The sequence below is a fragment of the Paraburkholderia sp. GAS448 genome (assembly GCF_050435685.1).
Classification (GTDB): Bacteria; Pseudomonadota; Gammaproteobacteria; order Burkholderiales; family Burkholderiaceae; genus Paraburkholderia.
On the sequence record NZ_JBNDKT010000028.1, the window covers coordinates 47614 to 61564 of the forward strand.

Annotated in this window: 10 protein-coding genes and 5 pseudogenes; 10 read left to right on the plus strand and 5 right to left on the minus strand. The window is 61.0% G+C overall.

Annotated features, from left to right (window positions below; genetic code table 11):
- Positions 1-51: 51 nt before the first annotated feature.
- From P3T23_RS34850 to P3T23_RS34860, 3 genes and pseudogenes are all read left to right on the plus strand, one after another.
- The gene (locus P3T23_RS34850; protein ID WP_429320610.1) at positions 52-1047 is read left to right on the plus strand and encodes a Ku protein; all 996 of its coding nucleotides are present in this window, start codon (positions 52-54) and stop codon (positions 1045-1047) included.
- A gap of 524 nt (positions 1048-1571) precedes the next feature.
- Positions 1572-2543, plus strand: a pseudogene (gene ligD / locus P3T23_RS34855) (non-homologous end-joining DNA ligase); the annotation flags it as partial.
- Positions 2544-2587: 44 nt separating this feature from the next.
- Positions 2588-2884: a hypothetical protein gene (locus tag P3T23_RS34860; RefSeq protein ID WP_429320611.1), complete on the plus strand. Its 297-nt coding sequence runs from the start codon at positions 2588-2590 to the stop codon at positions 2882-2884.
- An 85-nt stretch (positions 2885-2969) separates the two neighbouring features.
- Here P3T23_RS34860 and P3T23_RS34865 read toward each other — a convergent pair.
- Both P3T23_RS34865 and P3T23_RS34870 read right to left on the minus strand, forming a co-directional pair.
- A pseudogene (locus P3T23_RS34865) lies at positions 2970-3116 on the minus strand (cation:proton antiporter); the annotation flags it as partial.
- A gap of 79 nt (positions 3117-3195) precedes the next feature.
- Complete coding sequence (locus P3T23_RS34870; protein WP_429320612.1) at positions 3196-3606, minus strand: DUF3175 domain-containing protein; 411 nt, start codon at positions 3604-3606, stop codon at positions 3196-3198.
- Between the two features lie 538 nt (positions 3607-4144).
- Here P3T23_RS34870 and P3T23_RS34875 point away from each other — a divergent pair.
- The 3 genes and pseudogenes from P3T23_RS34875 to P3T23_RS34885 all read left to right on the plus strand — a co-directional run.
- A pseudogene (locus tag P3T23_RS34875) lies at positions 4145-4246 on the plus strand (type 1 glutamine amidotransferase); the annotation flags it as partial.
- A 125-nt stretch (positions 4247-4371) separates the two neighbouring features.
- Complete coding sequence (locus P3T23_RS34880; RefSeq protein ID WP_429320654.1) at positions 4372-4533, plus strand: DUF1488 family protein; 162 nt, start codon at positions 4372-4374, stop codon at positions 4531-4533.
- Positions 4534-5518: 985 nt separating this feature from the next.
- Positions 5519-5632: pseudogene (locus tag P3T23_RS34885) on the plus strand (DUF1328 family protein); the annotation flags it as partial.
- Between the two features lie 87 nt (positions 5633-5719).
- Here the strand turns inward: P3T23_RS34885 and P3T23_RS34890 are convergent.
- On the minus strand, positions 5720-5926 hold the full coding sequence (locus tag P3T23_RS34890) for a hypothetical protein (RefSeq protein WP_429320613.1): 207 nt from the start codon (positions 5924-5926) through the stop codon (positions 5720-5722).
- Positions 5927-5968: 42 nt separating this feature from the next.
- Entirely contained in the window at positions 5969-6124 is a 156-nt protein-coding gene (locus tag P3T23_RS34895; RefSeq protein WP_429320614.1) for a DUF3309 family protein, read from the minus strand.
- Between the two features lie 208 nt (positions 6125-6332).
- On the opposite strand from P3T23_RS34895, the gene P3T23_RS34900 reads away from it, so the two are divergent.
- From P3T23_RS34900 to P3T23_RS34910, 3 genes and pseudogenes are all read left to right on the plus strand, one after another.
- Positions 6333-6770 (plus strand): response regulator, encoded by a 438-nt coding sequence (locus tag P3T23_RS34900; protein WP_429320615.1) that lies wholly within the window; start codon positions 6333-6335, stop codon positions 6768-6770.
- 511 nt (positions 6771-7281) lie between these two features.
- On the plus strand, positions 7282-9630 hold the full coding sequence (locus P3T23_RS34905; RefSeq protein ID WP_429320616.1) for a PAS domain S-box protein: 2349 nt from the start codon (positions 7282-7284) through the stop codon (positions 9628-9630).
- Between the two features lie 647 nt (positions 9631-10277).
- Positions 10278-10526, plus strand: a pseudogene (locus P3T23_RS34910) (lyase); the annotation flags it as partial.
- A 35-nt stretch (positions 10527-10561) separates the two neighbouring features.
- On the opposite strand, the gene P3T23_RS34915 reads toward P3T23_RS34910, so the two are convergent.
- Positions 10562-10864 (minus strand): hypothetical protein, encoded by a 303-nt coding sequence (locus tag P3T23_RS34915; RefSeq protein WP_429320617.1) that lies wholly within the window; start codon positions 10862-10864, stop codon positions 10562-10564.
- A 737-nt stretch (positions 10865-11601) separates the two neighbouring features.
- On the opposite strand from P3T23_RS34915, the gene rpoD reads away from it, so the two are divergent.
- Positions 11602-13605 (plus strand): RNA polymerase sigma factor RpoD, encoded by a 2004-nt coding sequence (rpoD, locus tag P3T23_RS34920; RefSeq protein ID WP_429320618.1) that lies wholly within the window; start codon positions 11602-11604, stop codon positions 13603-13605.
- Positions 13606-13951: the final 346 nt, after the last annotated feature.

Sequence of the window (13951 nt, forward strand, 5' to 3'; positions counted from 1 at the left end):
CGTGGCACGCTTGCTGCGTCACCGAAGGTCATGGACGTTGGGGAGCGCACGATGGCACATATGATCTGGAAGGGCGCAATCAGCTTCGGCCTCGTCCACGTACCGGTGCAGTTGTATCCGGCGACGCTGTCGGAGAAAGTCGGCTTCAATCTGCTGGACAGGCGCACAATCGATCCGATCGGCTACAAGCAGATTAACAAGCGCACCGGCAAGGAGGTGGCGCGCGAGAACATTGTGCGCGGCTTCGAGTATGAAAAGGACAAATACGTCGTCCTCTCTGACGATGAAATTCGCGCGGCCAATCCCGAGTCGACACAGACGGTCGATATCCTCGCGTTCGTCGATGCACCGGATATCTCGTTCCTTTTTCTCGACACGCCGTACTTCCTGACGCCGGATCGCAAGGGCGAAAAGGTGTACGCGCTGCTGCGCGAAGCAATGAAAGCATCGGGCAAGATCGGCGTGGCGAGCGTCGTGCTGCACAGCAAGCAGCATCTCGCGGCGCTGATTCCGGTCGGGCCGATGCTGGCGTTGAATACCTTGCGCTGGGCCGACGAGGTCCGCGACTTTGACGAATTCAAATTGCCGCCCGAAAGTATGAAGGCGGCCGGCGTCACCGCGCGCGAACTCGACATGGCGAAAAAGCTGATCAATGACATGAGCGACAAGTGGGATCCGTCGCAGTATCACGACACGTTCCGCGACGACATCATGGCGCTGGTCGAGCGAAAAATTCGCGCCGGGAAGACCGAGGAAATTGCCGAAATCGAGGCGCCGCGCGAATCACGTCGAACCGCCGACATTCTTGATCTATCCGATCTGCTCAAGCGCAGCCTCGGCCGCGGCAAGGGCAAATCGTCCGCCGCGCGCAATCATGCGGCGGACGATAACGACGAGGCCGCCGATGCCGGTACCGGGCCAACTGCGCCAGCCCGCAAGAAGCCGAGCGCGGCGCGCTCCGCAGGGACGAGCCGCAGCGGCGGCAAGCGGGGCAGCGCTAGTGCGACAGCGGCGCCGGCGGCACACAAACGACACGCGGCTGCCTGATCGGTCACCTGATCGATAACACCGCACTAGCTGGATCCACGGCGGGTTCATTTCCATGACGGACAGGCTCGATCTCTACAAGCGCAAGCGACGCTTCACCGAAACGCCGGAGCCCTCGGGCGTGGCTACGCGTAAGAAAGGTCGCGGGACGGTGGCGCGGGAGCGTGACGACGAAGCCCGTAGCGAGAGCGCATACGACGTCGTGACGGCGCGTCCGGGCAGCGTATTGAATGGCAGTGGGCCGGCCGGCAGGAGCGCCGGACTCACAAGACGCGCGAAGACAGGAAAGACAGCGAGCGAGTCCGCACACGGGCGCACAAGCGCAAAGAGGGGGGCCAGCACAACGCAGACGATTGACGCATCCGCCTCGATCGAAGGCGCGGTCAAAGCCGCGTTGCCCGCCACGTTAAAGCCGCAACTGGCGACGCTCGTCGACACCGCGCCACCCGGCGACGAATGGGCCTGCGCGGCAGATCGTCAAGGAAGATCCTCATCAAGGAGCCGACGTGCAAGAGCAAACCGATACCGCATCCGGGACTGCGCCGAAGAAACGCACGAACAGAAAGATTGTCGAGGCTTCCCCAGCCGGATCCGCAACGCCAGCCGAAGTTGCAAGCGTCCGCGTATCGCATCCCGATCGCATCATCGATAAGGGCGCCGGCATCCGAAAAATCGATCTCGTCCAATACTACGAATCGGTCGCCGACTGGATGCTGCCGCATCTGCAGGGCAGGCCGGTGTCGTTGGTGCGCGCGCCAGAGGACATCGGCGGCGAGCTTTTTTTTCAAAAGCACAGCCAGAAACTGTCGATTCCCAACGTCACGCAGCATCCCGGCCTCGATCCCGGCCATCCGCCGCTAATCACCGTCGATGCGCAGAAGGCGCTGGTCGGCGCCGCGCAAATGGGCACCGTTGAATTTCATACATGGAATGCGGTGGTATCGAACATCGAAAAACCGGATCGCATGGTGTTCGATCTCGACCCCGGGGCATCGCTCGGTTGGGAACGGATGATCGAGGCCGCGCAACTGACGCGCTCGCTGCTCGAAGAACTCGGCCTGAACTCGTTCTGCAAGACGAGCGGCGGCAAAGGGTTGCACGTGGTGGTGCCGCTCGCGAAGCACGCCGGCTGGGACGAAGTCAAAGCATTTTCGCAAGCGGTCGCGCAGCACATGGCGACGACGCTGCCCAAATACTTCAGCGCGAAGATGGGCGCGCAGAATCGCAAGCAGAAGATCTTCGTCGATTACTTGCGCAACAACCGCGGCTCGAGTACGGTAGCCGCATTTTCGGCACGCGCCCGGCCAGGGCTGGGCGTTTCAGTGCCGCTCTCGTGGGACGAAGTCGCCATCACGACGAGCGGCGATCAGTGGAGCATCGAAAACGTGCACGAGCGTCTCCAGGATCTTAAGCGTCGTGACCCGTGGGCGGCCTACGCAAAGACGCGTCAGCGGATTACGGCCGCAATGAAAAAACGTCTGGATGAAGCGGACTGAGCGGGATCCAGCCGGTTTCATTCATCATGAAAAAGGAGCAAGCCATGAAGACCTCACCGGAATCATCCGATGTCGACAACCAAGCCGACCCTCACGCAAAGAAGCGTTCTTTCCAGGAGGCATCGGCACCGTTGCCGCATGAGACCGATCAGAATCCGGAATCGCAACACGAGGACGGTCCCCGTCGCGTCGGCAAGCAGGCGCACAAAGACATCGAGCGCGGACTGAAGGACACCGACCGCCGCGGCGGTGAAGAGTATCAGCAGAAAACCCAGAACGACGCTCACGCGGACGTCAACTCCGATGGCAAAGCAGGCGCTAGCGGGCGTGGCAAGCGCTGACGGTGCGCCGAGCGCGTTGACCGGTCTGGCTCACTCCGACTCAACGGGCCAAAAACAGCGGATCGCCGAAATGTGCTGCAAGGAACAGGTCCATGCCGGGTGGCCCAAGCGCGTAGCCGATCGCAAGGTAGAACATAGCGGCGCTAACGGGCAACCGCCGCAGCGTCGTCGCTGCCACGCCCATAAAAACGAGCACGGCGCCGACGATGAGAAACCCCAGTGTCTCGCGCATGAGCATCCAGTTGAGGCTGGCATGCCAACAACGCATGCGGGGCTGGTTGAGGGCACGCACCCGAACGCGTTACCTCATCTCAAGGCGCACGTCCGAACGCTTCACGCAACTTGCGTTTGGCCTGCTGCAAGGTCGCGCGGCGCGCCGCCGGCAGATTCCTGCCGGCGCGATTGATATAGAAGTTCAACATCGACATTGCCGACTGGAACGGCGTGCCCTTGCGACGGCGGCTATGCGTTGAAGATTGCTTCAGCGATTTCGCGATCGATTCCGCGCTGCCGCTTTTGAAAATGTCATGTTCGATATCCATCGCGTCGCTGGTTTCCATTACGTGATGCGACCACTTTTGTGGACGCTTCGCGCTGCTCTGGCTGGCAGATTTCGCGCGATGCGCGGCATGCGCCTGTGCATGCCGCTGACGCGGGGGACGTCCTGACTTGCCGCGCGTAACCGGGCGTTTCGATTTTCCGGCGGTTTTTCGGCTTGCCATGATTTCACCTCTTTGTCGAGTCGTGCTCCCGATCATCCGGCTTACTCGTCCGCCGGGGCCCTCATTTAGTTAAAAGCAACCTCCTTTACTCGCTCGATGTAGGGAGAGCTGAGCAACTGACGTTCCTCCGATTACCGGAGCCGCTACAGCAATGCTGTCGGGGAAGGGGGGCTTTGTTCAGGCAGTTCACCGGAAGCGGCGCGTAACGGATGCTGGTCGTTTGAAACTATTTCGTCTGCATGGAAAAATGCACCAGGGGTAGAGCCTTGCCGCATATCTGGACAGCAGCGCGCGGCTCGCCGCCGTGTCGGGCGTCGCGTTTGAGAAGGCGGGCGGTGGCAACGGTAACCACTTGTTTAAAACCGGCAACACCAGGCTCGAAAGCGATACCGATCGCGCCGGGACAAGTGAGCGGGCCGCTGCCGACGGCGACTCAACACTCGTCGGAAGCGGCGATACCGAACCTGAGCGCATCGTCGATCCGCTGGCCGCCGATGCCGACGGCCTCGACGACGTTCCGCAGGGCTTCCAGTCAGCCGTCAGACAAGACGGCAATCTGATTACCAGCCGCAAGCCTGACGATATTCCGGCTTTCAATAGAACACTTATTGCGCAATTGTCGAAGCGCAAGGCTGCGTAAGCCAGGCGTAATTGAAGAGACGCGCGTAAGTGGTTGTGAAGTACTGCGCCTCGTTGCTCGGTCCGCTGCGATGGATATGTCGATCAGGGAGAAAAAGCATGAAGTTCCGGTGTTTTCTACAAGTGATGACGGTCGACGGCGAAGCAGTTGTGGCGTGCGCGATCACCACGGAGGCGCTGGAAGATCATTTCGGCGCCGATTCGGCGCTCGAATCTAACCTGATGGCGGCCTTCGACAAGGGGCGCAACCGCATCCTCTCGGTTTGCGCGGAAACAGTCGACGGGTGATTAAGGGGCTGCCGTTTCCTTCCTGCGAGATGGTCAATGTTTCCAACGGTGGCGCACACGTGCCGTACCAGTTGGGCACAGCTTCCTCCGATGCCGGGTACAGGCCTTGCGGCGTGACGGGAGTCCAGGCTGACCAGTGATTGACATCGCGGAACATACAAAAACAATCGCGATATACCTGGGCATCCAGCAAAGGCTACGACAGCGGAGGAAATCATGAGCAGACCGTAATAGGTGTTTTTGACAGCTATGTCGGCGCATCGGGCGCGCAGCGAGCGCTGGTCGATGCCAACTTCATGCCAGGCGACATATCGGTTTATTCGACTGCAACCGTGCGCCCCGTGAAGCATGGCCCCCGTGCCTACGCGCACGGCGCGGCCAACATGCACAATGATCCGGTGACCAGTCAACTCGAGCGACGTGAGCAGCTCGAGCGACTCTTTGCGCGGACGTTTCGCCAGGGTGAATATCCGCTGGAGACTGAGTTCTACAGGGAGGTGATTCGCCGCGGCGGTGCGATCGTCAGTGTCGACACCTCCGCCGCGAATATCGAGGCTGCGCAGGAGGCGATGACCCGCAGAGGGGCGGTCGATATCGATGAACTGGCGGCAGGGTGGCGCCGCGACGACCCGCTGTCCCGTGTCATGGAGAGCGACGCCAGGTCTCAATCCCCAGCCGGCATGACTGCGGCGAACGCTCCGTACTCGCGCTCACACGTCGGCACGAATCTCACGGAAGATCGCATGCCGGACAGCATGAACCGCAACGTGAACACGGGTCCGGTGGTTGCCGGGCCAGAAGCGCGCGAACGGGCTACTCCACATCCCGCAGAGGGGGGCGGTATTGCGGGTGCTGGCCGATCGTTTTCGCCTGACGTCGGCACCCATCAAAGCCACGAGACGGCCACTGGTCCGCGCGGCGACCCGCTGACAGGCACGACGCCTGAAGACGAGTACAGTTCGTACGAGGACGAGTTTCGCCGTGACTATTCGGTTGTGGTGGTATTGCCGCGGGCGCTGCAGGAATCGCCAGGATACTGTTTTCCATTTTCATTCCCGTTTTCCTCGTGACGTTGCTGTTGGGAGTGACCCGGCGATGACGCGCAATGAACCTGATTGCAGTGACGTTGATTGATACCCATGCAGAGGCCCGAAGCAAGACTTCATGAAAGACCGGCGGCGAGGCTTCAGGAAGACTTTCCACCCCCGCCTATTCCCGCCCCCTTGCGCCAGACTTCCTTGCCTCTTTCCGACAACTCGCCGGAACTGTGTGTGGTGTCAGGTTCGGTGCCCTTTACAGCCATGGTCCGGCCCGGCTGCTCCTCGGATTTTGTCTTCCTGCGTTTGCGAGCGGCGACGTGTTCGTCGTGCGAGCGCCCGGCGTACTCATTCATGATGCCCTCCTTGGATAGTGCTCCGGTTTGCTCCTGCACGCGCTATAACTGCCCCATGACCACCAGAACTACCACGATCACAACGACCAACCCGATCGTGCCCGACGGGGCATATCCCCAGCCCCGGCTATGCGGCCAGGCAGGAAACGCGCCGATCAGAAGTAGGATCAGTACGATGAGAAGAATGGTCCCAAGCATAAGGCCTCCAGTTGGCAGGCATCATTAGATGACAATCGTCGATGCCGGTGTCCCTGGTGGCGCAATGGCCGTGCCTGATAGGGCCGGGAACGGGTCATGCGGTCATTCCTGAATCTGTCGGATGAACGCCTCCGGAGTCTGTCCGCAGTTGCGAGTTTCACCGTGGGACCACTCGTTGCTCGGTTTCAGGAAACGACGGAGGGAGGCCATGTCGACGGTGCTGCTTGTGGAAGACAACGCGAATGCGCTGCAGGCGATGGAGGCTCTTGTGGCATCAGAAGGTTATCTTGTCAGGACGGCAGCCAACGGCGCACAGGCAATGTGTATTGCGACGGCCCAACGGCCTGACATCGTGATATCGGACTGGATGATCCCGGTAATGGTCGGCTTGGCGCTCCACTGCGCGATGAGAGCCGACGCCCGCCTCGCCGATGTCCCGATTGTCCTGACCTCGGCGATTGCGGCTCCGCCTTCGGGAATGCACGCTGCCGCCTTTCTCCGCAAGCCCGTTGCCGCTTCACAACTGCTGGAGCTGATTGGCCGGCTGATCGGACCGGCGAGCACCGCGCGACCCCGAGCGCTTCGCCTCAGACGAAATAGCTTCCTCCCAATCGGGGGGCCCTCTTTGCGATGCGGATGCGGGTAGCAACGTTTGCAATGGGGCCGTAAAGTTTGCAAACGTCAGTGCTGCGTGAGCGTATGCGCACCCTTCAGTCCTGCTTCAAACATTCTCCCTGGCAAAGGCTCCTGCTCGACGGGAACATTTCTTGCCTTGGTTCGAAGATCAGGCAGTACTTAGAACCACCGTACTGGAAGAAGCCGAGTTCGTCGCCTTTAGACCATGCATCCGCTTCCTTGTGCACTGCAACGCCTCGGGGGCGCCGCATCTCGTGATGCCCCGCACGGGCGGCCTTCTGGCTTCGTAGGAGAGCAACCCATATGCCAGTGCCCGCCACATGTCGTCGGACCGGGGCCGGCCGATTGCGTCTATGCTCGCCTGTGTGGCCTCGTTCTTGCTGTTGATGTGTGTTCTCGTCAACTCCGTTGACGAAGACGTCCTGCTGTTCTTCGTGCATCCGCGCGGGCAGCATGCGCGCTATCCGGCAGGAGGCGACGAAAACACGGACAACCGCAGACGGTGGAGCACGAGGAGCATCATGCCTGATCGATCATGTCACGAAGAAGCGAAACGGGGGAAAACGTTGCCGGACGCAAGCTCCTGGCTGGAGGCGTGGACCAGAACGGCGGAGATCGTTGGATTTTTTGCCATGTCGGCGAACGGGACCGTGCTGACATGGAGTCCGGGGTGTGAGCGCATGTGTGGCTACTCGCCGGCGGAGATCGTTGGCCATCCAGTCGACATGCTCTTTCCCCGCGAGAGTGAAGCAAGCCGCGTGCGTGCCATTCTGGCGACGCTTTCAGCGCGCGGCGACGCGGAATTCGAGAGCTGGTGTTGCCGCAAGGACAAGAGCCGCTTTTGGGCCGAATGCGTTGCGACCAGATTGACCAATTTTCCGTCTGGACCGGATCTGGCTGTCCTGATCAGGAATGCGAGTGACAAGCACCAAGCCTACGACGAGGCCATCGAAAGTGGGCGCGCTTTTCGTATGCTGGTCGAGGGCGTCACAGACTACGCGATTTTCATGCTCGACCCTCATGGCGTGGTGACAAGCTGGAATCCCGGCGCGCGCCGCATCAAGGGATACAGTCAGCAGGACATACTGGGTTCCCATTTCTCAAGGTTCTATACGCCGGAGGACGCCGCGGCCGGCGTTCCGCAGCGTGGTCTGGACGCTGCGCGTCGCGAGGGCCGCTTTGAGGCCGAGGGCTGGCGCGTTCGCAAGGACGGCAGCCGTTTCTGGGCGCATGTGGTGATCGACGCCATTTACGACGATCACGGCAAGCTTGCCGGATTTGCCAAGATCACTCGCGATATTACGGATCGGCGCGATGCAGCGAAGTTGCTTGAACAGACGCGTAACGAACTCTTCCAGTCACAGAAAATGGAAGCGCTGGGCAAGCTGACAGGTGGCGTGGCCCACGATTTCAACAATGTGCTGCAGATCCTGCGAGGAAACCTCGAGCTGCTTGCGGTACGTCACAGCGCCGATGCGTGGACGCGCGAACGTCTGGAAAAGGCATCAGAGGCGATCGAGCGAGGGGCCAAGCTCTCCATGCAGCTCCTCGCCTTCGGGCGTCGCCAGCCGCTTGCGGCCGACGTCATCAACGTGGGGGACATGCTAAAGGGCATGGATGATCTGCTGCGCAGGGCACTAGGTGAGGAAGTGCAGATCGCAACCGTGGTCGCGCCCGACCTCTGGAACAGCCTGCTTGATTCGCATCAGCTGGAAAATGTCATTCTGAATTTGTGTATCAATGCGCGCGACGCGATGCCGAAAGGCGGCAAGCTGACCATCGAGACGTGCAATGCGATTCTTGACGACGAATACGTGCGTGGCCTGGAGAATGTTCCGCCGGGTGAGTACGTCATGGTGAGCGTCACGGACACAGGCACGGGGATGACACCGGAGGTGATGGAGAAGGCGTTCGATCCATTCTTCACGACCAAGGGCAACAGACAAGGCAGCGGACTGGGTCTCAGCATGGCATACGGCTATGTCAAGCAGAGCGGGGGGCATATTGGGATTTTCAGCGAGGTGGGACGCGGGACTGCCGTCAAGATATATTTCCCGCGATCCACCGGGCAGGTCACGCCAAGGCCGCCGAGGGAAAACATCCCGGCTACTGGAGGACACGAAACGATTCTGGTCGTCGAGGATGACAGGATCGTACAGTCGACGGTCATCGAAATGCTGGCGTCGCTCGGCTATCACGTGCTGAAAGCCGACAATGCGGCGCAAGCGCTCACGATCCTTCGAAGCGGTGTTCGCGTCGAAATGCTCTTTACCGACGTCGTGATGCCCGGGTCGATGGCGAGCCCGGAGATGGTTCGCATCGCGCAATCGTTACTGCCGGACCTGAAGGTGCTGTACACATCAGGCTACGCGCAGAACGCCATTATTCACCATGGAAAGCTCGACAAAGGCGTGCAACTGCTGAGCAAGCCATACAGCCGGGAACGGCTCGCACAAAAGATCAGGCAGGTATTTGAAGCAAAAGATGCGTCCGCTGGCGCAAAAACCGGGCATGCCAGGCGCGTGCTCGTGGTTGAAGACGAGCCCGAATCGCTGGAAGCGACCTGCGAACTGATCAGGATGATCGGGCATGAAGCATCACCGGCACTCGACGCAAATGAAGCCCGACAGGTGCTGCGCACTGGCCGCTTCGATGTGCTGCTCACAGACCTTCGCCTACCCGGCATGTCCGGCAGCGATTTCGCGATCGAGGCCTCGCGCATTGATCCATCACTTCGTGTCATTGTTGCGTCCGGTCAGTTCCCAGGTACCGGTGGGTTGCCCGGGGTCGAGTCCCCGAAACAAAACGGCTGGCGACTGCTATTGAAACCATTTACCGCGCAACAACTGCAGGATGCGATTGAAGAATAGTGCAAGGGTATAACCGTCCTGACTCCAGGAACGCGATGAAAGAGGGCGTCTCGGTCTGCCCGGCACATGCCTTGCGCAACGAAAAGTCACGGACAAGGTGATAGCACTCCTCATCTGGTCGATCCGTCATCTTTCCCAGTCGTCCTGCTGCTGCTGCTCGTGATCCGCCCGGCCGAGCGCGACGGCAGGGTCGACATGCCCAATGCGGCGGCGGATTAGAATCCGCTTGCTTCGCTTCTACGTCACAGGAGGTGCAGCCGTCTGAATTCCGGACTCATTCTCCTCGATACCGAACAGCTGTGCCATGCGTCGCATCCTGTTTTCAGCCTCGTCGCCGATGACGCCGGCAGCGCTTATTACCTCGCGGACAATAGCGAAGCCCTTGCGCCGCTGCTGCGGGTCGGCGGGCAATAGCGAAGGAATCGCCGCCAGCGTGGCTCAGACTGCTTTAGCTGGAATCAACGCGAGTCCTGGATTTCGCATAACAATCAGCAGCAGCATCGCCGAGTCTCGCCTCGTCGCATCTCGGCGTTCAAGATTGCCGACACGGGTTACGGCAAATGCATCGGGCCAGCGTGGGCAGGCAGCCGCCGACGGACAGAACAGATCGTGCAACCATGCCGTAAGCCAGGGATCCCTGACGAAATCTGCCTCCCCAATTTTTGCACGCTCTCGCGATATTCGACGATGACCACCACTTCGTGTGGCTCAGCGTTTGGACGGCGAACGCGCTCGTGTGCTTCGACATGCTCCCGTTGCCGCACGCTCATGCGATCGTGCGACCGATGATGGGGCGGCTTGCCGAGGTGTGGCTATCGGAGTCGGGCATCGATCATCTCGTGCGCTATCGCTTCGCGGCGTGCGAGAACGGATCGGCCGGCAACGGCGCCCGTTAGCGCGTTAGCCCATTGATCGCGTCGGCCGAGCACCCTCACTCGCCCTTGCGTGCCCCGAAGAGCAGCGGCATCCAGAACGGCTTGAACCACTGCGCCCACAGGGGCTCGGCCTTATGCAGAATGACTGGTTCGCCGCTCGGCGTCTTGCGCGCGAGCAGTTGTTCAAGCGTGGCTTCCGCTATCCGGCGCCCCTCCGTAAAGCTCATATGAGCCGGTATCAGTGGGTTCAGTGCGATCGGATCCGCGAGCAGCGCACGCAGCGCCTGCTCGTCCATCGCTTCGAGCTGCAGTTCGTACTCGATTTGCAGCGTGCTTTGCAATTCGGCCAAAGTCAGCATGTCGTCCGCCTCCGGGGTTCAGCGACGAAGGTTCATCGCTTCTTCGGGCACACTGCCTACGCGTCTCGCCATCGACGAGTGGCAGCGGCCGCAGCCGTCACGTACTGCGCTTCGTTCTGTAGATGAGCAGTATGGCGCATTTGTGCAAAGCAGCAAATACAATTTTCATGCCGAATTGCGACCGGCAAGTTCCGATCCGGAGCGGATACGGTGTCAACTGGTTGCGGGTTTTTCGAGGCGTGCCGCGCCGGGACTTGATTTGGGCCGGCCCTGACAAATCGGCTAAGCTGCTGGTTTTTTGGGGATGGCACAAATGGCTGGATGCCGGTGGGGACAAGCGATTCCAACGAAATTGGCCACCATGCCGCGCGGCCGGCTTCCCTGGAAGACGCGAGCCGGGAAGGGTAGTGGCAAGGCCGGCGTCGCGCGGACGCGAAAAGCTGGATGAAACGCCTGACAATATTGTTCAGGGCTCACGACAAGGCGCTGTCGTCGAGCGGAATGCGGACAGGCGGCGGCTCGTTGGTGCAACGCAGCAATTTCTGTTAGCATCAAAAGTCGCGCGTTTTGTGCGCAGTTTCGAACCAGGCCGCCCGTGTGAGCGGGCCGCGTTCTTTGCTCGTTGCGATCCATGCAAGTCGTCTGCGCCCCAAGCCGTGATCCTGTTCGTGGCGCGCAGGCCGCCATGCCTGTGGCCTTGTCTCGCCATCGCCGGGCAAACCTGTCGAGGAGGACGTATGGCAAGTTTTGATCGGGACGCTTCAGGGCCAGACACGGCCGCATCCGCGCGCAAGTCCCCGGCCCGTCGCGCATCGAAGGGCAACGCCGCGGCTGGCGTCGTGCTGATGGACGCCGCATCGACGGCACTGCAGGATGAAGAACGACAGCGCCAGATGCGCGCCCTGATCCAGTTGGGCAAGGAGCGCGGTTTCCTGACCCACGCGGAAATCAACGATCACCTGCCGGACAACTTCGCACAAACCGCTGCCATCGAAACCATTGTCAGCACCTTCAATGACATGGGCGTGGCCGTCTACGAGCAGGCTCCCGACGCGGAGACGCTGCTTCTGAACGACGCCGCGCCGGCTGTCATACCGGACGACCAGGCGGACGAGGAGGCGGAAGTCGCCCTGTCGACGGTCGACTCCGAATTCGGCCGGACGACCGATCCCGTGCGCATGTACATGCGCGAAATGGGTGCGACCGAATTGCTCACTCGCGCTGGCGAGATCGCGATTGCGAAGCGTATCGAAGATGGTCTCCACGAAATGATCCAGGCCATTGCGGCCTGTCCGTCGACGGTCTCCACGATTCTCGCCAATGCGGCACAAGTCGAGGCCGGTGAATTGCGGATCGACGAATTGGTGGACGGCCTCAATGAAGACACGGCAGAGGACGAACTGTCGGCGTTGGATTCGGCTGCTTCACAGGACATCGACACGGACGCGGCCAACGCCGACGAAACGGGCGTCGATGATGACGACGGCGAGATCGAGGCCGATCCGGCGATGCTGAACGAAGCGCGTCTGAAGCAGCTGACGAGCGACGGCCTTGCCATTTTTGCACGCGTGCGGGAGTTGTTCGAGCAGATGCCGCGCACCCGCGCGACAGACGAGAAGGGTGCGGCGGCCTTTGCACGCGTTCGGCAGGAGATCCAGCGCGAACTGGCGCCCATTCGATTCACGGCGCGAACCATCGACCGGCTGTGCGCCGATGTGCAGCAGCAGGTCGCGCAGGTTCGCGCGGTCGAACGACGCATTCTGCAGATCGCCGTCGACCGGTGCGCCATGCCGCGCGAAAAGTTTGTCGCGTTGTTTCCGGGTCACGAGACCGACCTTGGCTGGACCGCAGGGACGGCGGCAGCATCGCGTGAGTTCGGTCCGGCGCTCGAGCGCAATCTGCCGGCGATTCAGGCCGAACAGCAGAAGCTCATCGATATCGAAGCGAACGTGGCACTGCCGCTGCAGCAGTTGAAGAAGATCAACCGGCAGATGACCGCGGCCGAGTCGAAGATGCGGCAGGCGAAGCGCGAGATGATCGAGGCAAACCTGCGCCTCGTGATCTCGATTGCGAAGAAATACGTCAACCGCGGCATGCAGTTCCTGGATCTGATTCAGGAGGGCAATATCGGCTTGATGAAAGCCGTCGACAAGTTCGAATATCGACGCGGCTGGAAGTTCTCCACCTACGCGACGTGGTGGGTCCGGCAGGCCGTGACGCGTTCGCTCGCTGACCAGGCGCGCACGATTCGCGTGCCGGTGCACATGATCGAGACGATCAACAAGCTCAACCGGATTTCGCGCGAGATTCTCCAGCAGACGGGACAGGAAGCCCATCCGGCGGTGCTCGCGGCCCGCATGGAGATGCCGGAACAAAAGATCCGCGGCATTCTGAAGATCGCCAGGCAGCCGGTTTCGCTCGAGACGCCGGTGGGCGAGGACGCCGATGCGACGCTCGGCGACATGATCGAAGATCCGACCGCGGCGTCACCCGCCAACGCGGCCGTGCATGCAAACATGCGTGCCGCGATCGACGACGCGCTCAACGCGCTGTCGCCGCGTGAGGCGAAGGTCTTGCGGATGCGCTTCGGGATCGATACCGCATCGGACTATACGCTCGAGGAACTCGGCAAGCAGTTCGACGTGACCCGCGAGCGGATTCGCCAGATCGAAAGCAAGGCGATGCGAAAGCTGATGCATCCGAGCCGCGCCGACAAGCTGCGGCCCTATCTCGACCATTGAGTCAGGGACGCACGCATCCGCGCGTACAGGCGGCGCTGGCTGGGCACCTGCTCGGCGTGCACTGGACCACGGTCTATCGTCTACGCCGTCGATTTCTGGCGGACCCGGTGACCAGCGCAGTTGCTTCACTGCCTCGCGGTAAGTAAACGCGCAAGCATGCCCTGCTTCATGTCGCACCTCACGTGGGAAAGCGTGACGGACACTGCAATGTCGGAGCGCTTTGCCGGTTAAGTTAGTCATCCTTAAGTACCGCGCTTTCTGCCGCACGCCGAGGCCCCGCTACATGATTATCAATACCTTCTCGACGTGTAGGGACCAAGCCCGACCGATCGAGCCGTTCAAAGAG